Source organism: Streptomyces regalis, assembly GCF_001509475.1.
GTDB classification, from domain to species: domain Bacteria; phylum Actinomycetota; class Actinomycetes; order Streptomycetales; family Streptomycetaceae; genus Streptomyces; species Streptomyces regalis.
In genome coordinates, this window is sequence record NZ_LLZG01000355.1 from 28,190 (window position 1) to 52,339 (window position 24,150).

Genomic DNA, 24,150 nt, shown 5'->3' on the forward strand with positions numbered 1-24,150 from the left:
ACTCACGGCATCGACTCCTTCGGAGCGGCGGGACGATGGTGCAGCAGCTGGTCGTAGGCGGCGGGCGAGGGCAGCGGCCGACGATCGGGCGGCAGATGAGCGAGGCGGCGTCGGGTCAGGGATGCGACGGACGACGGCTCTTCGTGCTGCTGCGTGGCCGCGGATTCGTCCTCGGACTCAGCGGCCTTGCGGGCCTCCAGGGCCACCGCGTCCGCGGTCAGCGCGCCCACCCGCAAGGACGCGGCGAGCCCGGCCACCAGGTGCTCGTGCGGAATGCGCCGGTGCAGCAACAGCACCTCGATCAGGGCCTTCGTGCCGTCCTTGTCCCCGCGTGCCTTGCGGGCCGCGGCCCACCACGCGTCGTGGATCGGGGTGAACTTGCCCGCCTGACGAGCCTGCTCCAGCGCGGTCGCGCCGGGAAGCGCGCCCGGTTTGCGCAGCAGCGTCTCCAGATAGTGGTCGAGTTCGAGGCGCTCGCCGGCCTTGGCGACCAGCCGCTCGTGCCGGGCGATCTCGGTGGCACCGTCGTAGACGGCCAGCTCGTTGGCGTGCAGCACGATACGGACCCGGCGCTCGATGTAGCGGGTGGGCACCGAGTAGAACCCGGTGCGGGCCCAGATCCGGCTGTGCCGGTCCACCCGGGTCTCAATGACATGTCCGGCGTCGAACACCTCGATGGGCAGCGGCGCCAGCAGCGGCTGCTCGACGGCGAAGTACTCACCGACCGTGCGCGGCCGCATCCGAATGCGCCGGGCGTCGTCCTCCTGGTCCCGCTGCTCCACCAGCAGGTTCAGCTCGGCCAGCGAACCGACCTCGGGAACGGGCACGAAGTGGTTGCGGCGGAAGCGGCCGATGTCACCCTCCACTCCGCCCTTCTCATGGGCGCCAGCCAGGCCGGGGCGGCAGTAGAAACTGTCGACACTGTAATGCTCACGAAAGGCGAGCCAGCGTGCACTCTCCTTGCGTTCCCGCGCGAACCCGATCACCTTGGCGACCGCGGCCTTCAAGTTGTCGTAGCGCACCTTGCCCCGCGGCACCCCTCTAATATGCGGGTCTCACTTGTCAATCCGTCGGTTGTGGAGAGCGCGGACATCCCATCCGAAGCTGATCCGATGCCAGTGAAGGCGCCTCCTTCCTGTCTGAGTACCAGCGTTCTTCTTGCCTCTGACGCAAACTGCCTCAATGCTGGAGCGCACTACTTTGGGGGCGGGAGACGCTGTGGCGGGGGAATTGACTCGGCGGGCAAAGATCCTGGTGGGAGACGTTGGTGCGGATGGCGTGTTCTTCGGAGCGGCAGCGTTGGCCAACCCGGTCGGCGCCCTGGTTGGCCAATCCATCGCCGCCATCGGTAAAGCAGTGCAGGGTGGTTTGTATGTTGACGGACGGATATCGCTCGATGACGCTGAACTGAGCTTCCTGGGGAACCGATCCAACGTGATCTTCTTTGGTCGGCGAGTTGAGCTGACTCTCAGACTCGATGCAATTGAAGAGGTCAGCGCACGGCGATTGCTCGGCAGTAACACGATCACGATCTCCAAGCAGGACGGCCAAATGAAGATCGTCGTGTTCGACCCCAATGACCAGTTCGTAATTGCCCTCAGAGCGGCAGTTCGTCACGCACGGAGGCCGCCACCTGCCGCGACTGATTGAGAGCGCATCATGATCAAGAAGCTTCTCCGTCGAGGCGGTCGAGGAGGCCGTCGAAGATCCGCTCGCGTGCCACCTGCCCCTTGGCTGCTGCGTCGTCCCGCTGGCGTTCGAGGGTGGGCCTGAACTCGATCGTGGTGACGAAGAACGTGCAGGACTCGCAGATCGACTCGAAGTGGCAGTCCATCTCGACTGGCCGGGCGCAATAGCCGTTGCCGAGCATGCGACGGTGCACTTCGCGACGGAGCTTGGCCATCTCCGAGCCCTCGGCCTCGGCCGGCAGTTGACGCGGGGCGTCGTAGAGCGCCTCGACCTTCTCCGAAACGGCGAAGTACTCGTCGGCGACGGTCCGGTCGGCGATCCGCGCGTAAACACGCGTCATGGACAACGAACGGTGCCCGAGCAGGGCGGCGATCGCCTCCAGGGACATGCCCCTGTTGATCGCCTGGGTGGCCAGGGTATGCCGGAGCTGGTGCGGCGTGACCCGGCCCAGCCCCGCCCGCTCGCCGGCCTTGCGGACCGCGGCCTCGATGCGGGAGGCATTGACCGGACGGCCATGATCGGTGAACAGCAGATTCGAGCGCAGGCCCTCAGGCCGGTGCAGCAGCCAGTCGTCCAGCAGCGCCTTGAGCTGCGGGTGCAGAGGGACGTAGCGGTCGGTGTGCATCTTGCCGACCGGGACGCGGAGCCAGTAGGCGGAGCCTATCTGGACGACCGCGTCGATGGTGAGGCCGAGCATCTCGCTGCGTCGCATCCCGGTGCGGGCGAGGATCTCGATGGCGAGTCGGGCGAACGGATCAGGATCTTGGCGGGCGGCGACCAACAGCTTGGCGGCCGCGGCATCGTCGAGGAAGCGGGGCAGCGGCTCGTCCGCGATCGGGAAATCGCTGTCGAAGACCAGCTGGCGGGGCGGCCGATCGGCGGCGTCCCACTCGTCCAGGCGGCGGAGGAAGCCGCGGAGTTTGCTCAGCCGGTCGCGGACGGTGTGCCGGTGCAGCGGCCCGCCGCGGGCAGCCGGACGCTCCAGCAGCCACTGCCGGTAGCGTTCGATGTGCCGCCTCCGGAGCCCGGCGACGCTCGTCACGGAGGTGTCCTCGGTGGCCACCAGCAGGGCGAACTCCCGCAGCGTCAGCTCGGCGTTCTTCACCGTGCCTGCCCGCAGTGTCCCGGTGATCTGCTGCAGGTAGTGCTGCATCGTGTCCGCCATCGGGGCCGGGACACGGGCCCACTCCCGAGCCCGCATATCGGCCCGGTCCGGGGTGCGACGGCGTGGGAGCTGGTCGGTCAACTCGCAGTGGAAGAGCGTCGCTTCGAGGTTGAACAGGGCCGTCGACAGGGCCTTCACCCCGCGGTTGGGGATGCGGCGGGCCGCCTCCAACAGCATGCGACGTCCCTCGTCCCAGTCGCTCTGCTGCAGCTCCTCGGGCTGCTTGCCGAACAGCGCCACGAAGTGGCCGAGCAGGTTGAACTGGGTCATGGCGACGGTGTCGCGAAATCCGAGGGAACGGGCGGTCTCCATGAAGCGCAGGTGCAGTTCCGGCTCGGTCCGCGCGAGCACGATGCCTAGCCGCGGGCGGCGGGCGACCAGGTAATCCCCACCCGGCTGCAGCCGTCCGGTGACCGAGAGCCAGCTGATGAACCGGTGGGTCTCGTGGTTGAAGGCGAGTTGGCGCTCCAACGGCAGACGATGGAAGTCCGCCAGGTCCGGGACGGTGGCGAGCAGGACGCGGGCGCCCCAGCGGACCTTGTGGTCGGTGTTCATGCCCTGCGCTGCCCGGTGGGCAAGGTAGAACTCGACGAGATCCGGGCGCACGATCGGCAAGGCCGCGGCTCGGGCCCGGCGCATCAGATGTCCGCCTGGTCGGCGTCGATGGCGGCACTCGCCGTCAGGTACTGCTCGACGAGCCAGCTGTTCGCCAAGTGGATATAGATCCGGGTTGACTCGATGGAACGGTGTCCGGCCTGGGCCTGTACCGCTTCCAGGGCCATGCCCGCCTCCCGCAGCCGGGTCAGGCAGGTGTGACGGAGCTGATGACACGTCAACTTCGGCAATCCGGTCCGCCTCCGGACGCCGGCGAGGATCTCGTCCAGGCCGTCGGCGGACAGCGGACGCCCCCGAGTCGGCCCGCGCAGCACCACGAACAGCCGGTCGTGGTCCACCGTCGGCCGCTCGCGGTCCAGGTAGTCGCCGACCGCAGCGAAGAACTGCGCGGAGACCGGTATCAGGCGCTGGTGCCCGCCCTTGCCCTCACTGATGAAAACCCGACGCTCGCCCGGCGAAAGGTCACCCAGCCGCAGGCCGAGCACCTCGCACCGGCGCAGGCCGCCCAGCAGCATCGCGAGCACCATGGCCCGATCCCGTGCCGTGTTCACCGCGCCGAGCACCGCCTCGACCTCTCCCGGCCCAAGGACCCGTGGAAGGGTGCGGGGCGTGCGCAGCAGCGGTGCCCCGCGGTTTCCGCCGCGGCGGCGGGTGGCCAGCCCCGTCGGCACCGGATTGCGATCGATGGCGAGGTCGTCGCGGGTCATCAGGTAGCCGAACAGTCCGGAGATACTGGCGAGTCGCCGCTTGATGGTCCGTGCCGAGAGCCCGGCTTCCCCGTCTTCGAGCCGGACGACCTTCGGCCCTCGTCTCGGCTTCTTCTGCGCGGTGATGAACGCGAAGAGGTCTGCGGTGACGACGTCGGCCGGCTCCTTGGGCACCGTCGAGAAGAAGACCTTCAGGTCATAGGCGGTGGCGAGCAGGGTGTTCGGCCGGCAGCGTGCCGCCACGAACTCGAGGTAGTCGTCGACCAGGGCGTGTCCGAGCGATGCCGCGGGGTTCCCCGCAGCATCGACGCGTCGTACCAACTGCGGCTGCCAGGCCATCCGAGCTCCTCGACGGGAGCGACCATCCTGACCGGGAACACGAGATCGCGGAAGAGTTGTCACCCACATAACCGCCCAGCACGCTGAAGGCGTGGACGTGCCCCTCCAAGAACGCCTCCTGCCCGCTGGAGGCGAAGACGCGGTGCACCGCCTTGCCGGAGTAGGACAGGCGCAGGCTGAACAGACTGCAGACCAGCGTCTGCCCGGCCAGGCGTACTGTGACGTCCCCGAAGTCGACCTCGGCCTCCTGACCGGGACGGTGAGACTGCGGCACGAACACCTCCGCGCTACTGCGGCCGGCCTCGGCACGGATCTCGCCTCGCCGCACCGCCACATGAGCGCGGACCATGCCGTAGGAGATGCCGTCCGCGTGATGCTCATCAACCAGCCGGTCGAAGATCCGCTTGGCCGTGTGCCGCTGCTTGCGCGGCGCGTCCAGGTCCGCCCGCAGCATGTCGTCCACCAGCGGCTTGAACGGATCGAGCCGGGTCGGGCGGGGCGGGAGCTTCTTCCGCGGCTGCGGCCACGCGGACTCCAACGCCTTCTGCACCGTGGGGTGACCGACCCCGTACTTGCGCATCAGGGCGCGCTTGCCCAGCCCGGCACGGTGGTCACGGCGGATCGCCGCGTACAGATCAGTCCTCGACTTCGGCGTCATCGGCGGCCCCCAGCAAGATGGAGCAGTCTCATGCTCCCACTGCAAGCCCCCAGGTGTTGCCGGAACTCATCAACACCGTTCCCCGCGAACTCCCGCTGTTGTCCGCACTGAACGACGAACGTTGCTGGAACTCGTCCACATACTCACCGTGGAAGCAAGCCGCTCAACAGGTCAGTTCCGTTTGACCTGCCGCCGTCGACAGGAGCGCAGCCCGCAGACGTAGAGGTGGGGTCGCTCGATAGCATGCAGCACCCGCACGACCCATACGCGCTGCTGATCATGTTTGAGGAGCCTCTGTGTCCAGCCGTATCCAGCCGGTGCACCCGGGCGATCCTCGCCGCATCGGCCCCTACCGCGTCATCGGGCGGCTCGGGACGGGCGGCATGGGCTCCGTCTATGCCGCGCTCCATTCCTCAGGAATGCAGGTAGCAGTCAAGGTCGTCCACCCCGCACAGGTGGCAGACGAGGAGTTCCGGTCCCGCTTCCGCCGGGAGGTACGACTCTCCCAGCGGGTGACAGGCCCCTGTCTGGTGCCCGTCCATGATGCCGACACCGACGGCCCCGTTCCGTGGCTGGCCACTGCCTTTGTGCCCGGCCCTACCCTCGACCAGCATCTCGCCTCGAGCGGCCCCCTGGGCGGGGCCCGTCTGTACGCGCTGGCCGCCGGAACAGCAGCCGCGCTCGCCGCGGTGCACGAGGCGGGCGTCATCCACCGCGATGTGAAACCCCAGAACGTCATCCTCGCCCCGGCCGGCCCCCAGTTGCTGGACTTCGGCATCGCCCACCTCCTGGACGGCACCTCGGTGACCCGCACCGGGGAGATGACCGGAACCCCCGGCTGGATCAGTCCGGAGCACTACCGCGCAGCTGAAGTGAGTCCTGCGGGGGACATATTCGCCTGGGGTGCCTTGATCGCCTACGCCGCCACCGGCCGCCTGCCCTTCGGCACCGGCGCCCCCGATGCCGTGGCCTTCCGCGTTCTCTCCGCCGAGCCGGACCTGCAGGGCACTCCCGAGGCCCTGCTGCCGCTGATTGTGCAGGCACTCGCCAAAAAACCCGACGCCCGGCCGACCGCCGCCGAACTCCGCGACGCCTGCACTGTGCTGCTCGCCGCGCAGGCCACAGCCGCCACCCCGCGCGCTCAGGAGCAGCCGACACTGGTTGCCGATCTGGTGAGCGCCCACTGGGACCTGCCACCCGAGGACGACACCGCCTGGCCCACCACTGCCCGCAGCCGCCGCGTCAAGCCACTGGCCACGATCGTTGCCGTCGCGGCCGTTGTGGGCGGCGTCGGCGGAGCAATCGCCGCATCATCAGCGTCCACACCCGCGCAGGGCCGGGAAACGGCGACGTCCAGCAGCCCGACAAGGGCCGTCAGCGCCCCGCCCGCGGCGGAGCCGGCCCGCAACAGCGAGGGGGACACCGCGTCGCCGACGCCCTCCCCCGCTACGCCCTCGGTCATCTCGACGGAAACCCGCACGCCGTCGCCGACGTCCCCCTCGCCGCTGCAACCCCCGCCCTTCACTTACCTGCCGGACCAGCTCGACTGCGTGCCCCGGAAAGGAGCAGAAGTCGACGGGGCCTGGCAGTACTTCGCCGCCGGTGACGTCCGGGCCGGAGACGCGGTGGAACTCAGCCTGCGCAACAAGTACGGCAACATCGACCCCGTACAGATCGAAATGCCCGTTCTGGCCCGCGTCTACATGCCCGACGGCATCTCACGCCTGGCGCGCACCACCGTGTACTCCGACACGGCGGCCACCGTGGTCTGGCCCGGAGACTTCCCAGGAGCTGTCGCTCACTACCCACCGGGCACATACACCGTGGTCTGGTCCGTCGGCGACGGCTCACAGCGCTTCATCACCTGCACCGGGTTCACCGCACAGTGACCGCCTGCTCCCCGGCAGCGGCCGCGTCCTGGTGACCGTTGGCATCACCCCCTACCCACCGCGACCGCGCTGATCACAGCTGCTCGGGCCCACCGGTCGGGGCCGAGCCCGAGGACGAGAGAGCCTCGCCCAGCAGACCGTCGGTGATCCAGAACCGGTGTGCGGACAGGATCGTGCGCAAGGCCTGGTTCGTCGCGGCCCGCTGGGCATCACACAGCTCGGTTGCGGGGATGTCGACCGCGACGGCCGTGGTCACGAGCACCGCCCCGTAGGCCCGATGAAGTGGCCCCCTCGGTCAGGGCGCCAACATGAGCGCGGATTACCGCGCCGCGGCCTTCGGCGCCGCGCACCAACTCGCCGATCTCAACCTCGGAGACGAGCTTGAGAGTGAGGGAGACACTCTGTGAAGCGTGGCGAGGTCTGGGCCCTCCCCCGACGAGCGCAACGTTCTGATCATCTCTCTGATCTCTGACCTGCCTAGAAGACCGGTGGCATGAAGTGCGCCCCACCCAGTCCGCGCCCAGGCGAGAACCCGCTCCTCGTCGGGCCCCGTCTTCGCACCAGCCCGGGCCAGCACCGTGTGGCCGTCCGCGCCCGGCCCGCTGCCCGGTGAGACCACCGTCTCGCCTGACTCGCCAGCGCCGCTACCGCGCGAGTTCCTGTAGGCCGCTGGCCAGATCGGCTTGCACCAGGTCGTCGCGTTCGGCTGACGTCAGCCAGTGTGCGGAGGACCCGGCAGGGGTCCGCTCCACCCACAGGACATCGTCGACCGCTTCGGCGACGGCATGCAGATGGCTGATCACCATGACGAGGCGGTTGCCTCCGGCCTGGGCGCGCAGCACGTCGAGGGCCGAGTCGAGTGTGGTGGTGTCGAGGGCTGCGAAGCCCTCGTCGAGGAACAGCGAGCCGAGGCTCGACCCGTTACGGGAGTGCAGTTCGGCGAGCGCCAGGGCCAGGGCGAGCGATGCCAGGAACTTCTCACCGCCGGACAGCCGATTCGGGTGGTGGTTGACTCCGGAGCTGCGGCTGACGATGTCGAAGGTGTCGGCGAAGCCGAATCGTCCCTCGGTCATGTGCTGGAGCAGGTCGCTGGCCACGCCGAGCAGTGCGTGGGTGCGCAGGGTGGTGAGATGGCCCAGGAACTTGGCGTCGACCAGTTCGGTGCGTAGCACCTCCAGTGCCTCGTAGCGGGCTTTGCCGGCGGCTATGGCGAAGTCCAGGTCGGCGGCCGGTTTGATCGTGTCCAGCGCCTTCTGCTGTTTCTGGAGCTGCTCTTCGGTCTCTCTGTTGGCGTGTGCGGCCGCGGTGACGAGGGGATGCAGTGCCGATGGAGCTGTCAGGTCGGCTGCGGAGGCGAAGTCCTCGACATCGCAGAGCGCGGCGGCATGCTCGCCGAGGCTAGTTGCCGCGGTGTTCGCGCGTTCGGTGGCGGTGGTGGCGCGTTCGGTGAGTTGGTCGTCCAGCATCTGGGTGACCGCGGACAGTTCCACGACGAATTGCCGGACTTCGGCGATTCCCGGCTCGGTGGGGGCCTGGGGCATCCGGTGGTTGCTGGCGTCGTCGAGGTGGGCAACCGCCTGGGTTGCGGCATGGGCCCAGGCGTCCAGGTTGCCTCGCAGTTCGTTCAGGGGGCGTTCCAGGTCGGTGCGGGCCTCCTGGTCGAGGGCGCGCTGCTGGGCGAGTACAGAGGTCTTCTCCGCTCGGGCCTCTTCTCTCCGGTCGAGCAGTTCTTGGGTTTCGGCCTGCCGGATGGTGACCGCAGCGGCGGCAGCGGATGCCTCGTCGGCGGTGACGTCGATGGCCTCGTCCGGCAGTATCGCCCGGATGCGGGTGGGAAGCGCGTGGAGGTCGGCGGTGGTCCTGGCCGCGGCACGGGCGTGCCTCTTGGAGGCTGTCGCCGCGTCGTCGACGGCGCGGCGGTGGGCTTCCTTGCGCCCTTCCAGCGTTGTGTGTTCTGCCTCAATGCGGGCGGTGAGGCGGTGCTCTTCGGTTTTCAGGTTCTCGGCGTGGTCGTCGGCTGTCTGTTCGCACGCGGCGATGGCGTCGGTGATGGGTGCGGTGTTCTGCTCGGGGCGCTCCTGCGGTTGTGCGGCACCGTCGGTGGTCGGGGTCGCCAGGGCTGTGGTGGCCGCGGTCAGTGTCGCCGAAGCTGATTCCGCCTCGAAGCCTCGGCCGGTTCCGGCGGCCAGGGCCTCGAGGTCTTCGAACGCGCTCACTGCTTCCGCGATGGCCTTGCGTGCCTTTTGCTGTGTGTCCCGGTGGTCTTTCTCGCGTGCGAGGACCGTCTTCTCGGCCTCGGTTACGGTGGCGCGGGCTTCGGCGAGCCGATCCGCTGCCGCCTCTCGTGCGGTCTTCGCCTCGTCGAGCTGTGTTTTCGCCGTAGTCAGCTCGGCGGTATCGGTGGTGGAGCCGGGTGCGAAGTCGGCCGGGAGTTGGCGGTGGCATACGAGGCAGTCGTCGCCCGGCTGCAGTTCGGCAGCGATCGCGGCGGCCCTGTTGCGCAGTCGGTGCGCTTCCAGATGCCTCTCGGCGGCGGCTAGGGCTTTGTCGGCGGCGGCTGTTGCCGTTTCCAGCGGGCCGAGGCCGTCCCGAGCGGACCGGTGTTCGCTCACTGCGGTGGCCTCGGCGCTCGCGGTGTCGGCGACGCGGCGGGCCGTCGAGAGGGCTGCGGTCAGCGCGGTGCGGGCGGTGGCGGCGCGGATGCGGATCTCTCTGCTCGCCTGCGAAGCGGCGCGGGCTGCCTCTGCGAGCGGTTTCGTGTGTGCGACGCGCTCGGCCAGGTCCGCTTCGGTCGTGGCGATGTCCTCGCGTTCGCCTGCGAGTTGTCCGGTGAGCTCGGCGAGCCGGTCGCGCTCGCTGCGGTGTTCCGTGGCGTGCTCCGCGAGGGTCTGGAGGATCACTGCGGCTTTGGTGAGGGCGCTTGGGCCTTCTCCTTCCGCCTCTGCCGCGGTGATCTCGTCGGTCAGTTCGCTTTCCTGGGCTCGGGCTTGGGCGTCGCGGTCGTCCAGGGCGTCGCGTCGTGCGGCGATGTCGGCGGCAACGGCTTCGAGTGCGTCGAGGGAGGTGCCTGCGCCGGTCACCGTGCGCGCCGACAGAGTCGTTCTGGCGGCGGCCGCCTTTTCGGCGGCGGTCCGGGCTTCGGAGATTTCTTTCTGCAGCCCGGTGATGCGGTCTACGGCGGTGCTGAGGCGTTCGGCGCGTGCTTCGGCCGCGTCGGCGGCGGCGCCGGCTTCCTCGGCGGCCCGCTCGGGGTCGGCCGGCATGGAATCGCGTTTGGCCCGCGCGTCGACCAGCAGGTCCTTGAGCGCCTCGCGACGGCGGGCGGCCATCTGTTGGACCGACTCCAGGGACTCGGCACCGAAGAGTTCTCTCAGCCGCGCGCTCCGTTCCTTGGGGGCGGCGACAAGGAGACGGTCGAACTTGCCTTGCGGGAGCAGCCCGACACGCAGGAACGTGTCGTAGCCCATCTGCAGGATCGCCTTGATGCGGGGGTCGACGTCGTTGGCGCCGTCGATCTCCTCTCCGGTGTCGAGGTTCTTCAGATGGTGCCGGGCCGCGTTCGGGTTGGTGGCGTGCATGGTGCGATGTATGTGCCAGCGTTGTCCGTTATGCAGGAAGGTGAGTTCGACGCTCATGGCCTGCGCACCGTCGGCGATGAGCTGCCGGGGTTCCTTGGCGTCCCAGGAGCTTTTGCGGAACAGGGCGAAGACGATGGCGTCGAGCATGCTGCTCTTGCCGGCGCCGGTGTTGCCGAGCGCGGCGACCAGGCTCTTGCCGGTGAAGTCGACGGTGACCGGGGTGGGGTAGCTGCGGAGTCCGATGATGGACAGTGTCAGGGGTTTCATCGCGTTGTCTTCGCTCCGGAAGTGTCGATGCCGGGCAGCAGGCCTGAGCGGTCGATGGTGTCGAGGGGCTGGCCGGCGATGGCCGCGGTCAGCAGGTTCTCCTCGCAGCACGGGGCGGGATCGTCGGGGTCGGGTTCGGCCTGCAGATGGGCGAGGGCGGCCATGGCACGGTCCAGGGCCAGGCCGGTGGTGCCGCGGCCGGGCAGGTAGTCGCGCAACAGGTCTTCGACATCGGGGAGTTCTCCGGTGGAGGTCTCCCGGTCCAGTACGCGGTCGGCTGCCCCGGTGCGGCGTTCGTCGATGTCGACGAGCGTCGCCTGCGGCATCATCTTGGCGAGGGTGTCCGGCAGGAAGGGGTTGGAGACCTCCACGTTCACCACCGCCTTCACCCAGGCGTCTCCGACACGGCCGGCGCGTTGCGTGATCTCCTCCAAGGTGCCTTCCAGCCGGATCAGACGGCGGCCGGCGGTCAGCGGCACGAAGTCGATGCGGGGCTCGGTGTCCGGGCCGACCTCGGCCAGCACCACGCCCTTGGTGTCGCCCCTCTCGCCGAAGTCCATCTGCAGCGGGCTGCCCGCGTAATGGGCCGGGAATCCGGCACGGCCGACGGACTGCTGCTTGTGGATGTGGCCGAGGGCGCCGTAGGCGACCTCGGGCAGGTCGGCGGCGGCTGCTGCGTACTCGGCGGCGAGGGAGATCTTCCGCTCCGAGTGGGAAGGGGTGGCCCCTTCGACGAACAGGTGGGCGGCGAAGATCAGGACGTCCCGTGCGCCGCGGCCCGCGGCCAAGCGGCGGTACACGTCGGCCTGGACGATGCGTATCCGCTCGGTGTAGGCCGCGGTTGTCATGCCGGGGTCGGCGAAGTCGTAGGTGAACCGGTTGGGGTGCAGGTACGGCAGCGCGCCGATACGCAGTGTCAACTCCTCGCCTTTGGTGGGGTATTCGGCCACGAGCAGCCCGTCGGGGCGGGCGTCGGTGGCGAAGCGGACCCGGACCTCGTCCCCTTCGCGGGTTCCCATGTCGCTCATCATGAACTTCAGGAACGCCAGGACGTAGGTGGTGTCGTGGTTGCCAGCGACGACGACCACGGGCGCGATCTCGCCGAGGCGGCGCAGTGCCTGCGCCGCACGGCGCAGGTCGTCCAGGCTCGGCCGGGAGCTGTCGAACAGGTCGCCGCTGTGCACGATCAGGTCGGGGGCGAAGTCGGCGGCGATGTCGATGACCTCGTCCAGGACGGCGTCGACTTCGGTGTCACGCCGGTAGCGGCCGATCTGGCGGCCCAGGTGCCAGTCGGAGGTGTGGAACACGCGTCCCGTCACGGGGTGCCTCCAGAGGAACGGTCTGCGGGACGGCGCGGGCTGCGCCGCTGCGGCCGGAGGTTCGGTGGCGCCGACTGTACACCGGATCTCGGGAAGAAGTCTGGAAAGCTCTGGAACTCTGGTAGCGTCTGGGGCATGAGTGATCCGCTGGACGCCTTGGAGAAGAGCATCAGCACCCTGCGCCGCGCGATCCGCGACGCTTCCGCCGCCGGTGACACCGAGCGCGCCGGCGAGCTGCGGATGCAACTGCGCCGCGCCGAGCGGGCCTGGGACGCCCTCGTCGACGCCGACGAACCGGCCACCGCCCCGCCTCACCCCGTACCGGCAGCGGCTCCGGCCGCGCAGGGGTCACAGCTCCCGGCGCGCGAGCACGTCCACCGTGCCCTGATGCTGCTCGGGACCCCGGCCGCCCCCAAACTGATCGTCGGCGTGCACGAGGCGTTCTTCCCGGGCGAGCTGTCCGCGTCCAAGCTCTCCAGCCTGCGCCGGGACGAGGAGCGCTCCTACCGGTCCAGCCCCGGCGCCCGGCCGTACTACCTGTGCCCGGCACTGGCGCACGACCTGCTGACGCCGGTGCGGGCGCTCATCACCATCAGCACCTGGACGCTGGACCAGCGGGTGATCGGCCCGCTGTCGCCGCGCGTGGACTTCCTCACCAGCGCGATCCGCATCGCCGAGGCCGTGCGCACCTCGGCCGAGTCCACAGCCGGCGGGCCCGGTCCGGAGGCGCTGCGGCTGCTGTGGCGCTTCGCGGTGAACATCCCCGACGCCCTGCCGAGGAGCGTGGCCGGTCACGAGGGCGCGATGGACCCGCAGCAGGTGATCGACGCCGCCGGGGCCGAGCTGGACGTGCACGCCGACGCCGACCGCGCCGCCCGGGCGGAGGCCGCACGGCGGGCACGCAAGTCGCTCAAGGACGACCAGCAGTTGTTCGGCGCGCCCGCGCAGGGCGTGACGTACCTGCGGACGGCCCGGGCCTGACTCCTGACGCTCAGCAGTCCCTTCTCCCCCGCAAGGATCTACGAGACCGTGAATGCACCAGTCGACGAACGCCTCGCCGCGCTTCGCGGATCCGCGAAGCGCCTGGACTACAACGCCCGGTCGCTGGCGGCCCTGCAGAACAACCCGCGCTGCACGCTGCGGGCGCTGCTCGACGCCTCCGGCTCCGACAAGGCCGCGATCGCCGCGCACGCCGGCCACCCCTCGCCCTTCGGCCAGTCCGTCTTCGCCCTCGCGCGCGGAAACGCCTTCGAGACGATGGTGAAGGACAACGGCTGCGCGGAGCTGGTACGGGTCCTGCGCGAGACCCTGCAGCTGACGCTGCCGGAGGTGGGGTACGAGGACCTGAACAACGTCGGCGGCGACGGCCGCGCCGCGGTGCGCCACGACCGCACCGCACAGGTCCTGCTGCAGGCTGCCCGGGGTGACGGTGACGGCACCTTGTTCGACCATCCGATGCTGCGCCTGCGGGTCGGCGGGCACGAGGCGTTCCTGGAGCCGGACCTGGTGGCCTTCCGTATCGACGGGCGCTTTCACATCGTGGAGATCAAGAGCTTCCCAATCCTCGACGGGCAGGCCGATCCCACGCAGGTGCGGGCGGCGACCACCCAGGCGTGCGCGTACATCATCGCGCTGCGCGACCTGCTCGCGCGGGCCGGTATCGACGGGCAGGCCGTGTCCGACACGGTCGTGCTGGTCGCGCCGAAGGACTTCACCAACCGGCCGACCGCGGCGTTCGTCGATGCCCGCAAGCAGGTGGCCGCGCTGAGCCGCCAACTGTCGCGCATCGAGCGCATCGGCGACCTGGTGGACCTGGTGCCCGAGGGCCTCACCTTCGATCTCGACCTGGATGAGGAGCAACGGCCCCGGCGCCCGGCCGGGGAACTGACCGCATCGCTGGATCGGGTCCTCGTGACCTACCGTCCGGACTGCCTGAACCACTGCGAGATGGCGTTCTACTGCCGCAGCCGTGCCCGCGCGGAGGCCTCGCTGGATGTCCTCGGGCCGGTGGTGCGCGAGCAGTTCGGCGGTATCGACACCACGACCATGGTGATGGGACTGGCCCACGGCGAACTGCAGCCCAGCGAGGCCCAGTCCGAGATGGCCGACGCCCTGCGGCACGCAGCACGGCTGCGCGCCGAACTGGAAGGTCTCGGAGGTGCGGCGTGAGCATACTGTCGGCGTTGGCGCATGTGCAGGCGATGGAGTCGATGCGGGCGGTGCCGCTGACCGAGTACCGGCACCGGCGTCTGTCAGGCCGGCCGCTGGTGATCGTCCCGCTGGCCATGGCCGGAGAGGCCGGGGCGCCCTTGGCCGCGATGGTCGGCTCCTCCAGGAGGACCGGGACGCTGCTGGTCGTGCCGCAGCCCCGCAACCGGGACCAGCGGTTCGCGTTCGCCGCCGGTCTCGGCCGGATCGTGGTGGACTACATCGATTCCTTCCGTCACAACCGCCGCGGTGAAGACGAGCGTTCCCTGTACACCGACGCTCCGCAGGTCCTGGTGCCCAACCCTGGCGGCGTCAAGGCCCTGGCCGATCTGGGACGCATGTGCCGCTTCCGCTCGACGTCCGGTCCTCACGCGGTGCCGGATGTCGTCCCCGAGTTCGGCATGTGGCTGACGTTCCTGGTCGACAGGGCCGAGCAGGCAGGCACCTCCCTTCTGCTGCCCGTCACCAGGATGCTCGCCGAGCACTGGGCGACCGGCCAGAGCACGCTGGAGGACCAGAACCTCGCCTCCCTGATGGCCTGGATCTCTCCCCCGGCGGGCTTGAGCGTCGAGCAGGCCATGGCCGAGGCGGAGAACCCGGACGTGTGCCCGCCGGCGGGCCCGACGACCTCCCCCGAGTTCGACAACCGCGACCTGGCGCCGGCGATCAGACGGTTCGACACAGCCCGCGCCCTCGGTGACCCGCGTGCGCTGGCCACCGCCGAGTCCGACCTGCGGGAGCTGATCGCGGGGCAGATCCAGCCCACCTGGCGCATGGTGTGGGAGGCCATATCGCTTCTGCGGTCCGTGCGCGAGGCGCCGCAGACCGCCAGGCGCTTCGAACGCGATTGCGCGGCCTTCACCCGCTACTCCGACGACCGGGACGCCGGGGGCCTTCCGCAGCGCAAGCGGGACACCGCGATCAGCGCGGCCCGGAGGCTGAGCCGACTGGAACGCGCGCTGGCCGACTTCGAGTCCGAGACGGCGTTCGACGACCGGTTCGTGCGGGCGGACCGGCGCAGCGCCGGGGAGGCGTTCGCCGGGACGGTCGTGGAGACCGAATCCGGCCGGACGGTCACCACGGCAAAGAACAGGCGGGTGCCACGGCCGCGGGTCACCGTCCGCACCGAGGATCCCGTGCGGCTGGTCGCCGACACGAGGCTGATCAGCCCGTCCATGCCGGCCGGTCACAAGGCCGTGATCGTCTCCGTCCTCCCCGACGGGGACGCCACGCTGGTCGTGGTGGAGGTCACGGGCGGAATGGGGCGCTCTGTCGCCCCGAAGCCGGGCACGGTGCCGGAGCTCGGCCAGAGCATCGACTACTTGCCCGACCCGGGGTGGCGCCCGGAGCCACGATTCCCGGCGTCCGATCACACCCCGTGGACGCACAGTGCCGGCCCGGACGGGCCGGACATCGAATCCGCCGTACCCGAGGACGCCGCCGCAGAGGAGTGGGGCAATGACGACTGACGACACCACCGCGTTCGACGCGTCCGCGGCTGCGGGCGCCGCCACCGCAGCGATCCTGGCCGACCTGGCCGACTCCCGGCACAGGGCCGTCGTCGTCGACTCCCCTCCGGGCGCCGGCAAGAGCACCCTGGTGATCGACGCCGCCCAGGAACTCACGGCGGGCGGCGAACGCCCGATCATCGTCGCCCAGACCAACAACCAGGTCGACGACCTGATCGAGCGGCTCGCCGAGAAGCATCCCGACCTTCCCCTCGGCCGTCTGAGCGCAAGCACCTACAGCCCGCCGCAGTCCCTGAGCGAGCTGACGAACACCACGATCGGGCGCACCCTGACCGATCTGGCCGGCTGCCGGATCGTCATCGGCACCGCCGCCAAGTGGGCCACCGTCCACGACGCCACCACGTTCGGCTGGGCGATCCTGGACGAGGCCTACCAGATGCGCTCGGACATGCTGCTGCAGATCGTCGAACACTTCGACCGCGGTCTGTTCGTCGGCGACCCCGGCCAGCTGGACCCCTTCACGATCGTCGGCACCGAACGCTGGATCGGGCTCCCGCACGACCCGACGCAGAACGGCGTCAGCGTGATGCTGGAACACAACCCCGGCATCCCCGTGCACCGGCTTCCGGTGTCCTGGCGCCTGCCCGCCTCGGCCGCACCGACCATCGCCCAGGCGTTCTACCCCTTCAACCACTTCACCGCCGGAACCGAAGAGGCCACCCGCGCCCTGGAGTTCAGCACCACCGGGTTCGCCCGCACCGACCTGGACGAGACCCTCACCAAGGCGTTCACCACCGGCTGGGCCCTGCACGAACTGCCCCGCCGACACGTACCGCGCACCGACACCGAGACCCTCCGGACCGCCGCCGATCTCGCCGCCCGGCTGCTGATCCGCGGAGCGATCGCCACCTGCGAGCGCCACCCGGACGGACGGCCCTTGGACGCCCGTGACATCGCCATCGGCGTCGCCCACCGCGACCAGGCCGACCTGGTCCGGGCCGCGCTCGCCCGGACCGGAAACCCCCGCGCGCGGGGCGTGGCGGTGGACACCGCGAACCGGTTGCAGGGCCGCGAGTTCGAAGTCGTCATCGTCGTGCACCCCTTGTCCGGCCGCCGGGACGCCACCGCCTTCCATCTGGAGGCCGGGCGGCTGTGCGTCCTCGCCTCCCGCCACCGGCAGGCATGCATCGTCGTCGCCCGCGAAGGAATCACCAACCTCCTCGACAGCCACCCGTCCACCGACCCGGTGCACCTTTCCGTGCGCGCGAAGTTCCCTGACGGGTGGGAGGCCAACCAGGTCATGCTGGACAAGCTCGCCCGACACCGCGTCGCCGCATGATGCCCGTGCAACGTCAACGCCCGAGTACGGGGCTTTCCCGCCGAATTCGCAAATTCATTCGGTTTCCCGGGTTTTGTCAGTGCCGGTTTCTAGAGTGACGTCACCTGCTTTGCCGGGGGCAGGACAGACTTTGCATGCGATCGGGGGGTTGTGTGGATTTCGACCAGGTCACAGAGCTCATGCGTCATCCGGCGTGGGTGCTGCTGCGCGCGGACAATGCCGCTTTGGTGCTGTCGTTCTGCGGCACGGTGTTCGTCGACGAGAACGCGCGCGGTGTGCCGGAGACCGTGCTGGAGTCCCGGCTGGACGACCGGCTCTACGTCCTCAACGAGGAAAAGCCCGGCTCGTTTCCCCGGCCTGCCGACGCCTATCTGGCGGAGTGGACGAAGAACGGCTGGCTGCGTAAGTACTACCCGCCTGGGGAGGACGAGGCGCACTTCGACGCGACTGCGGCACTCGAGAAGGCCGTGGCCTGGGTACGGGAGCTGCCCGCACGTTCGTTCATCGGAACCGAGTCCCGCCTGAACACCATCGTCGCGCTCCTGCGGCAGATGGCGTTCGGAACGGAGACCGATCCGCAGACACGCATCGACGAACTGCGCCGGGAGCGTGACGCGATCGACGCCCAGATCGCCCGGCTGCGCGCCGGTGAGGTCGACATGCTGTCCCCGCTCGCTCTGCTGGACCGCTACCAGCAGGTGGAGAGCACCGCGGTCGAACTCCTGCGGGACTTCCGCGAAGTGGAGGCGAATCTTCGGGAACTGGACGTACGGCTGCGCCACCAGGTCGCCACCGCCGAGGGCGGGAAGGGAGAGCAACTGGCCGCGTTCCTGCTGGACCGCGACGAGATCGCCCGGTCCGATCAGGGACAGAGCTTCCAGGCGTTCTTCGATTACCTCCTCTCCCCCCGCCGCCAGCAGGAACTGCGGGAGCTGCTGCAACAGGTCAACCAGCTGCCGCAGTTGGAAGGCAGGGCCAACCAGAGCCTGCTGAAAGTCCCCTTCGCCTGGCTTGAGGCAGCCGAGAACACCCAGGACACGGTCCGGCAGCTGACCGAGCAACTGCGCCGCTTCCTGGTCGACCGCAGCCGAGCGGAGGACCGCCGCGTACTGGCGCTGGTGCGCTCCACCCAGCGTCACGTCACCGCCCTGGAAGGCCAAGCCGACCTGCCCGGCATGACGCTGGACATCCCTCAGGCACATCTGACGCTGCCGATGGAGCGACGGCTGTACATGCCCGTCGAACGCATCGAGCTGGACACGATTGCGGTGGAGGAATCCGACGACGCGGAGGTGGACATCTCCGAGCTTTTCTCCGGCGTCCACGTCGACACCGAGGCGCTGGCCGGTCATGTCCTGGAGGCGGTCGCCGCAAGCCCGAGCGGCCAGGCGAACCTGGCCGCCATCGTCGACGACCACCCGCTGACCCTGGGGCTGGCGGAACTGCTCGCCTACTTCCAGGTGGAGCACCCCGGCCTGGACATGATCGTGGACCCGGACCGCACCGACCTCCTGGTCTACCCGCGCGTCCACGTGCCCGGACACACGCAGGCGAGAGTGCCGCACGTGACGTTCGTACGCGACGAAGGCGGCAACGCCGCCGGAAAGGCGGAGCAGGAGTGAGCGACGCCCTGACCGTCCCCGTGGTCCACCTGCTGAAAGGGGGCGTGCTCTATCAGAGCGACGCCCCTGCCGTCTGGGAGCAGATCGTCAGCCAGCAGGCGGCGATCGGCGACTACCTCAGCGTGATCGGCCTCGACGTCGTCATCGACCGCGCCGAGGGCTACGCCTACGTCCGGCAGCAGGATCTCGATTCCCGTGACGACGGCGCCCCGGTGCCGCGGCTGGTCACCCGCCACCGGCTCTCGTTCCCCGTCAGCCTGATGCTCGTCCTGCTGCGCGGACGGCTCGCGGACAGCGACGCCGACTCCGCCGACCCGCGCCTGGTACTCACCCGCGACGACCTGGTCGAGATGGTCCGCGGCTTCCTCCCACCACGCAGTAACGAAGCCCAGCTCGTCGACCAGATCGACGCCCACATCAAGAAGCTTGTCGACCTCAAGGCACTGCGCCAGACGAAACAGACCGGCGCCTACGAGGTCCGCCGCCACATCAAGGCCCTGGTCGACGCCCAGGCCCTCAACGACTTCAACGACCTCCTCGCCACCTACCGCGACGCTGCCTCCACCACGGCCAAGGACGACACATGACCCTCACCACCGACCCGGCAGCGCTCATCCCCCGGCAGGCGACGCCCGCAGAGTCGGCCGGCACGTTCGGCGTCGGCCCCGGTTACCGGCTCGCCCGCCTGGAGGTGCTCAACTGGGGCACCTTCCACCGCACCACCTGCACCTTCACCATCGACGGGCACTGCGCCCTGCTCACCGGGGGCGTGGGATCGGGCAAGTCCACCCTCGTCGACGCCCTCACCACGCTGCTTCTGCCCGCCCACAAAATCGCCTACAACAAAGCGGCGGGCGCCGACGCCAAGGAGCGCGACCTGCGGTCCTACGTCCTCGGCCATCACAAGAACGAGCGCGTCGAGGCATCGGACACCACCCGCCCCGTGGGGCTGCGCGACCACACGTCCTACAGCGTGATCCTGGGCGTCTTCGCCAACTACGCCCTCGGCGCCCACCTCACGCTCGCCCAGGTCTTCTACTGGACATCCCCGACCAGCACCGGGCAGCCCGAGCGGTTCTACCTCACCGCCGAGGCACCGCTGTCCATCGACACCGACTTCACCGGCTTCGGCACCGACATCACCGACCTGCGCCGGCAGCTGAAACAGCGCGGGGCCACCATCCACGGCAGCACATACACCCAGTACGGCAAGGCATTGCTGAGAGGTCTGGGCATCCCCAGCCTGCAGGCCCTGGACCTGTTCCACCAGACGGTGTCGATGAAGGCCGTGGGCAGCCTGGACGAGTTCGTCCGCGAGCGGATGCTGGAGCCGTTCGACGCGAAGACGGCCGTCGACAAGATCGTCGCCCACTTCGACGCGCTCACCGCCAGCCACAACGAAGTCGTCCGGGCCCGTCGGATGATCGAGGACCTGACGCCGATAGTGGTGGCATGCGACCGGTACGACACCGTCCAGGGGGAGATCACCGCCCTGGACAAGCGCCGCAGTGCCGTCCCCGCGTTCTTCGCCCAGCACCGCCACCGGCTCCTCACGACTCGTCACACGGCGCTCATGTCTGGTGCGGCGGAACTGGAGGAACTGCAGTCCACTCGCGGGCGGCAGCTGGAACAGCTGCGCGGGACGGCCGACGGCCTGCGGCGCCGTATCGACGGCGTCGGCGGGGAGAAGCTCATCTCCCTGACCGGCCGCATCGAAGAGCTCGGCCGTGAACGCGAACGGCGCCGCAAGCGCGCCACCGAGTACGGCACCTGGCTCGCGCAGGCCGGCATGGATCCCGTCCCCGACGCCGCCTCCTTCCGTGAGCGGACCGACCAGATCTCCACCGCCCGTTCCCGGGCCGAGGAGCAAGAGCAGCAGGCCCGCGGGAAACTCGACGATCTCGCCATCGCGCGCCACGGCAACACCATCGCGACCGACGCGCTGCGGCTCGAGATCAGCAGCCTGCAGCAGCAGCGCTCCAGCATCCCCGCCCAGTTGCTGGTCCTGCGCCACGAACTCGCCACCGCCGCAGGCGTCTCCGACGAGGTCCTGCCGTTCGCCGGCGAGCTGATCCAGGTCCGCGACGACGAAGCCGAGTGGGCCGGCGCCGCCGAGCGCGTACTGCACGGGTTCGCCTTGTCCCTGCTGGTCCCACACGCCCACTACGACACCGTCTCGGCCTGGGTCAACGGCCGTCACCTGGGCCTCAGACTGGTCTACTACCACGTCCCCGCCCACACACCCATCACCACGCTGCCGGACGACCCCGCCCTGCTGAGCGGAAAACTCCAGCTCAAGTCCGACAGCTGGGCCTGCGACTGGCTCGCCGCGCGGCTGCGCTCGCGTGCCGACTACCTGTGCGCCGAAGACCTGGACGCGTTCACCCGCGCCACCCGGCCCGCCGTCACGCGGCAGGGCCTTGTCAAGGGCGGCGGAGGCCGCCACGAGAAGAACGACGCCTACCGCATCGACGACCGGCGTAACTGGGTGCTGGGCTGGAGCAACCAGGCCAAGCTCGACGCCCTCCTCGCCGAGGCGACCCGCCTCACCCGCGAAAGCGCCGACATCACCACGGCCACCCGGGAGCTCGAGAAGCAGCAGCGGGCCCGCGCCGGAACCAGTGCCGCCCTCACCCTGCTGGCCAGCGTCGACACCTACGCGGAACTCGACTGGCCAAGCACCGTCGCGGATATCGAGCAGTTCGAGCAGCAGAAGAAAGCCCTGGAAGCAGAAGCCGGCCTGGACAAGCTCACCGCGCAGCTCCAGTGGACCGAGGACGAGATCGTACAGAGCAGCAAGACGTTCACCACGGGGCAGGAGGAACTGGGCGGTCTGCGCCGCGACGTCCAGAACATCGCCGACCTGCTGGGCAGGACCACCACGTTCCTCGCGCAGTGCGACCTCGACGGCATGGCGGAGCACGAGGAAGCCCTGAGGAAGTTCCTGCCCGCAGCCGACAGCGACGAGCACAGACTCCTGGAGATGCTGGACGACGCCGAGCGCCATGCCGAAGCACGTCTGCTGCGCAGCAGCGGCAGCCGCCACGACGCCCTGCGCCACGCCAGCAGCCAGGCAGCGGGGCTGATGACCGCCTTCCGCGGCAGGTACCCGGTCCACACCGCCGAGCTGGACAACACCATCGAATCCGCCGACGGCTACCGCGCGTTGCACAGCCGGCTCACCGATGAGGACCTGCCCCGGTTCGAGGAGCAGTTCCTCCAATACCTGCGCACCAACGTCATCCGCGACATCGCTTCCTTCCAGGCCCGCCTCGGCGCTCAGGAGCAGCAGATCCGCGAGCGCATCGACGTGATCAACACCTCGCTGGCCGGCATCGACTACAACCCGGGCCGCTACATCCGGCTCAACGCCGCCCCCACTCCGAACAAGGAGGTCCGCGAGTTCCAGCACGACCTGCGCGCCTGCACCAGCGAAGCACTCTCGAACGACGCCGACGACACCTATACCGAGGAAAAGTTCCTCCAGGTCAAGGTGCTCCTCGACCGCTTCAAGGGCCGCCCGGAGCACACCCGTCTCGACAAGGAGTGGACCGCCCGGGTCACCGACGTGCGGCGCTGGTTCGTCTTCTCCGCCAGCGAACTCAACCGCGAGGACGACGCCGAGTACGAGGTCCACTCCGACTCCGGCGGCAAGTCCGGCGGCCAGAAGGAGAAACTCGCCTACACCATCCTCGCCGCTTCCCTCGCCTACCAGTTCCGCATCGACCCCACCGCCCCCAAACCCAAGACCTTCCACTTCGTCACCATCGACGAAGCCTTCGGACGCGGTGACGACCCCTCCGCCCACTTCGCCCTCGACCTGTTCCAGCGCCTGGGTCTGCAACTCCTCGTCGTCACCCCGCTCCAGAAACTCCACGTCATCGAGCCCCACGTCACCCGCGTCGGCTACGTCGACCGCCCCGACAAGACCCGCTCCCGCCTGAACAACCTCACCATCGAGGAGTTCCGTGCGCGCAAGCAGGTAGCAGCCCAGCAGGCGAACCAGCCCTCGAAGGAGCAGTCGTGACCCCGGCAGAATGGACCCGCCCCGAGCATGTGGTGGAAACCCTGCGCCGCAAGTGGACCAGCGGCCGCTACCTCACCGCCGCCGCGGGCGGTCACCCCTTCGAAGCCATCGGAGTGCCGCTGAAGGGACCGACCGCGGCCGATGCCCTGCAGCACTACGAGCAGGCACTCGCCTGGGCCCAGTGCTGGGCCCCCGACCGGAACCCCCATCTGCGTATCCAGACCAAATCCATCGGCGGCCGCAACGGCACCCCGTCGAATACCGTTCCGGCCCGAGTCTGGGTCGACACCCGCGACCGCCTCTGGACGCTGCTCCGCGTCACCACCCAGGTCGACCGCTTCCACACCCTGCACGAGCAGACCGCACGCCAGGACCCCGGCATCGCACGGTGGATGGCCGACCATCCCATGAAGGTCCTCGCCCACGCTGCAGACTGGCACCGGCTCGTGCGCACCACGTGTTGGATCCGCGACCACGACACCGAGGCGGTCTACCTGCGCGAGATCGACATCCCAGGTGTGGACACCAAGTTCATCGAGACCAACAAAGGAATCCTCGCCGAACTCCTCGACTGTGTGCTCCCTGAAAGCCGCGTCAACACCAGCGCGCCGAAGAGTGATCTTGTTGCACGCTACGGCTTCCGGGCCAAGCCCATGTACATCCGCTTCCGGTACCTCGGGACCTCTCCCCTGCCCTTCAGCGAACTCACCGTTCGCGCCGAAGAACTCAACGCGCACCCGCCCAACGCACGCACCGTCTTCATCCTCGAGAACGAGACCACCTACCTCTCGCTCCCACCGGTCCCCGACGCCGTCGCCGTCCTCGGCTCCGGATACGCCGCTACCCTGCTGCGCCACCTGGCCTGGCTCAAAGACGTCGACCTCTACTACTGGGGCGACATCGACACACACGGCTTCGCCATCCTCAACCAGGTCCGAGGACTGTTCCCCCACACAAAGTCACTGCTCATGGACCGCGCCACCCTCCTCGGCCACGAGCCCCACTGGGGCGAGGAGAAGACGCAGGCCCCGGACGTCCTGTCCCATCTCACCCCCGAAGAGGCCCAGCTCGCACAGGACCTCCGCAACGGCACCTACCGGCCACACCTGCGCCTGGAACAAGAACGCATCAGCATCGCTGCCATCCGAGTCGCCCTGACACAGAGTCAGCGTGAGCCATGACGAGCCCGATTATCCGCCCAGCCGAGCCAAGCGACGCGCCCTCTGCGAGGTAGTGGTTGTGTCAGCCGAGAGACGAAC

16 protein-coding genes are annotated in these 24,150 nt (G+C 69.2%); 10 read left to right on the plus strand and 6 right to left on the minus strand.

Features of this window, described 5'->3' with window-relative positions; all coding sequences use genetic code 11:
• Positions 1-2: 2 nt before the first annotated feature.
• A complete protein-coding gene (locus tag ADL12_RS30325; RefSeq protein WP_062707416.1) occupies positions 3-1,037 on the minus strand; it encodes a Mu transposase domain-containing protein in 1,035 nt (344 codons plus the stop codon).
• A gap of 145 nt (positions 1,038-1,182) precedes the next feature.
• Between ADL12_RS30325 and ADL12_RS54330 the strand changes: the two genes are divergently transcribed.
• On the plus strand, positions 1,183-1,650 hold the full coding sequence (locus ADL12_RS54330) for a hypothetical protein (RefSeq protein ID WP_159053341.1): 468 nt from the start codon (positions 1,183-1,185) through the stop codon (positions 1,648-1,650).
• 13 nt (positions 1,651-1,663) lie between these two features.
• Here the strand turns inward: ADL12_RS54330 and ADL12_RS30330 are convergent, their stop codons facing one another.
• Together ADL12_RS30330 and ADL12_RS30335 are read right to left on the minus strand one after the other, a co-directional pair.
• Positions 1,664-3,493, minus strand: a complete 1,830-nt coding sequence (locus ADL12_RS30330) for a tyrosine-type recombinase/integrase (RefSeq protein ID WP_062707419.1) — start codon at positions 3,491-3,493, stop codon at positions 1,664-1,666.
• Positions 3,493-4,515, minus strand: a complete 1,023-nt coding sequence (locus tag ADL12_RS30335; protein WP_062707422.1) for a tyrosine-type recombinase/integrase — start codon at positions 4,513-4,515, stop codon at positions 3,493-3,495. The genes ADL12_RS30330 and ADL12_RS30335 overlap by 1 nt, the downstream gene beginning before the upstream one ends.
• 954 nt (positions 4,516-5,469) lie before the next feature.
• Between ADL12_RS30335 and ADL12_RS30345 the strand changes: the two genes are divergently transcribed.
• Positions 5,470-7,062 carry a protein kinase domain-containing protein gene (locus ADL12_RS30345; protein ID WP_062707423.1) on the plus strand — a complete coding sequence of 531 codons (1,593 nt, stop codon included), beginning with the start codon at positions 5,470-5,472 and terminating at the stop codon, positions 7,060-7,062.
• A 73-nt stretch (positions 7,063-7,135) separates the two neighbouring features.
• Here ADL12_RS30345 and ADL12_RS30350 read toward each other — a convergent pair whose 3' ends face one another.
• The 3 genes from ADL12_RS30350 to ADL12_RS30360 form a co-directional block, all read right to left on the minus strand.
• Positions 7,136-7,318 carry a hypothetical protein gene (locus ADL12_RS30350; protein WP_167364443.1) on the minus strand — a complete coding sequence of 61 codons (183 nt, stop codon included), beginning with the start codon at positions 7,316-7,318 and terminating at the stop codon, positions 7,136-7,138.
• Between the two features lie 388 nt (positions 7,319-7,706).
• A complete protein-coding gene (locus ADL12_RS30355) occupies positions 7,707-10,907 on the minus strand; it encodes an AAA family ATPase (RefSeq protein WP_062707429.1) in 3,201 nt (1,066 codons plus the stop codon).
• Positions 10,904-12,226 (minus strand): metallophosphoesterase family protein, encoded by a 1,323-nt coding sequence (locus tag ADL12_RS30360; RefSeq protein WP_062707432.1) that lies wholly within the window; start codon positions 12,224-12,226, stop codon positions 10,904-10,906. Before ADL12_RS30360 ends, ADL12_RS30355 begins: the two co-directional genes overlap by 4 nt.
• Positions 12,227-12,361: 135 nt before the next feature.
• Between ADL12_RS30360 and ADL12_RS30365 the strand changes: the two genes are divergently transcribed.
• From ADL12_RS30365 to ADL12_RS30400, 8 genes are all read left to right on the plus strand, one after another.
• Positions 12,362-13,207 (plus strand): hypothetical protein, encoded by an 846-nt coding sequence (locus tag ADL12_RS30365; RefSeq protein WP_062707435.1) that lies wholly within the window; start codon positions 12,362-12,364, stop codon positions 13,205-13,207.
• A gap of 48 nt (positions 13,208-13,255) precedes the next feature.
• Positions 13,256-14,395 (plus strand): hypothetical protein, encoded by a 1,140-nt coding sequence (locus ADL12_RS30370; protein WP_062707438.1) that lies wholly within the window; start codon positions 13,256-13,258, stop codon positions 14,393-14,395.
• Positions 14,392-15,903: a hypothetical protein gene (locus ADL12_RS30375; protein ID WP_062707441.1), complete on the plus strand. Its 1,512-nt coding sequence runs from the start codon at positions 14,392-14,394 to the stop codon at positions 15,901-15,903. Before ADL12_RS30370 ends, ADL12_RS30375 begins: the two co-directional genes overlap by 4 nt.
• Positions 15,893-17,242: an AAA domain-containing protein gene (locus ADL12_RS30380; RefSeq protein WP_062707444.1), complete on the plus strand. Its 1,350-nt coding sequence runs from the start codon at positions 15,893-15,895 to the stop codon at positions 17,240-17,242. Before ADL12_RS30375 ends, ADL12_RS30380 begins: the two co-directional genes overlap by 11 nt.
• 179 nt (positions 17,243-17,421) lie before the next feature.
• The gene (locus ADL12_RS30385) at positions 17,422-18,864 is read left to right on the plus strand and encodes a DUF3375 domain-containing protein (RefSeq protein WP_244188115.1); all 1,443 of its coding nucleotides are present in this window, start codon (positions 17,422-17,424) and stop codon (positions 18,862-18,864) included.
• Positions 18,861-19,451, plus strand: a complete 591-nt coding sequence (locus ADL12_RS30390; protein WP_062707449.1) for a DUF4194 domain-containing protein — start codon at positions 18,861-18,863, stop codon at positions 19,449-19,451. The genes ADL12_RS30385 and ADL12_RS30390 overlap by 4 nt, the downstream gene beginning before the upstream one ends.
• Entirely contained in the window at positions 19,448-22,891 is a 3,444-nt protein-coding gene (locus tag ADL12_RS30395) for an ATP-binding protein (RefSeq protein WP_079052365.1), read from the plus strand. Before ADL12_RS30390 ends, ADL12_RS30395 begins: the two co-directional genes overlap by 4 nt.
• Positions 22,888-24,072: a Wadjet anti-phage system protein JetD domain-containing protein gene (locus ADL12_RS30400; RefSeq protein ID WP_062707452.1), complete on the plus strand. Its 1,185-nt coding sequence runs from the start codon at positions 22,888-22,890 to the stop codon at positions 24,070-24,072. Before ADL12_RS30395 ends, ADL12_RS30400 begins: the two co-directional genes overlap by 4 nt.
• The last annotated feature ends 78 nt before the right edge of the window (positions 24,073-24,150 follow it).

What these genes read in the sequence shown, in the direction of transcription:
- ADL12_RS30335 (WP_062707422.1), bottom strand. Translation starts at nt 4,515, where the DNA reads ATGGCCTGGCAGCCGCAGTTGGTACGACGCGTCGATGCTGCGGGGAAC.
- ADL12_RS30395 (WP_079052365.1), top strand. Translation starts at nt 19,448, where the DNA reads ATGACCCTCACCACCGACCCGGCAGCGCTCATCCCCCGGCAGGCGACG.
- ADL12_RS30365 (WP_062707435.1), top strand. Translation starts at nt 12,362, where the DNA reads ATGAGTGATCCGCTGGACGCCTTGGAGAAGAGCATCAGCACCCTGCGC.
- ADL12_RS30385 (WP_244188115.1), top strand. Translation starts at nt 17,422, where the DNA reads ATGCGTCATCCGGCGTGGGTGCTGCTGCGCGCGGACAATGCCGCTTTG.
- ADL12_RS30380 (WP_062707444.1), top strand. Translation starts at nt 15,893, where the DNA reads ATGACGACTGACGACACCACCGCGTTCGACGCGTCCGCGGCTGCGGGC.
- ADL12_RS30330 (WP_062707419.1), bottom strand. Translation starts at nt 3,493, where the DNA reads ATGCGCCGGGCCCGAGCCGCGGCCTTGCCGATCGTGCGCCCGGATCTC.
- ADL12_RS30355 (WP_062707429.1), bottom strand. Translation starts at nt 10,907, where the DNA reads ATGAAACCCCTGACACTGTCCATCATCGGACTCCGCAGCTACCCCACC.
- ADL12_RS54330 (WP_159053341.1), top strand. Translation starts at nt 1,183, where the DNA reads ATGCTGGAGCGCACTACTTTGGGGGCGGGAGACGCTGTGGCGGGGGAA.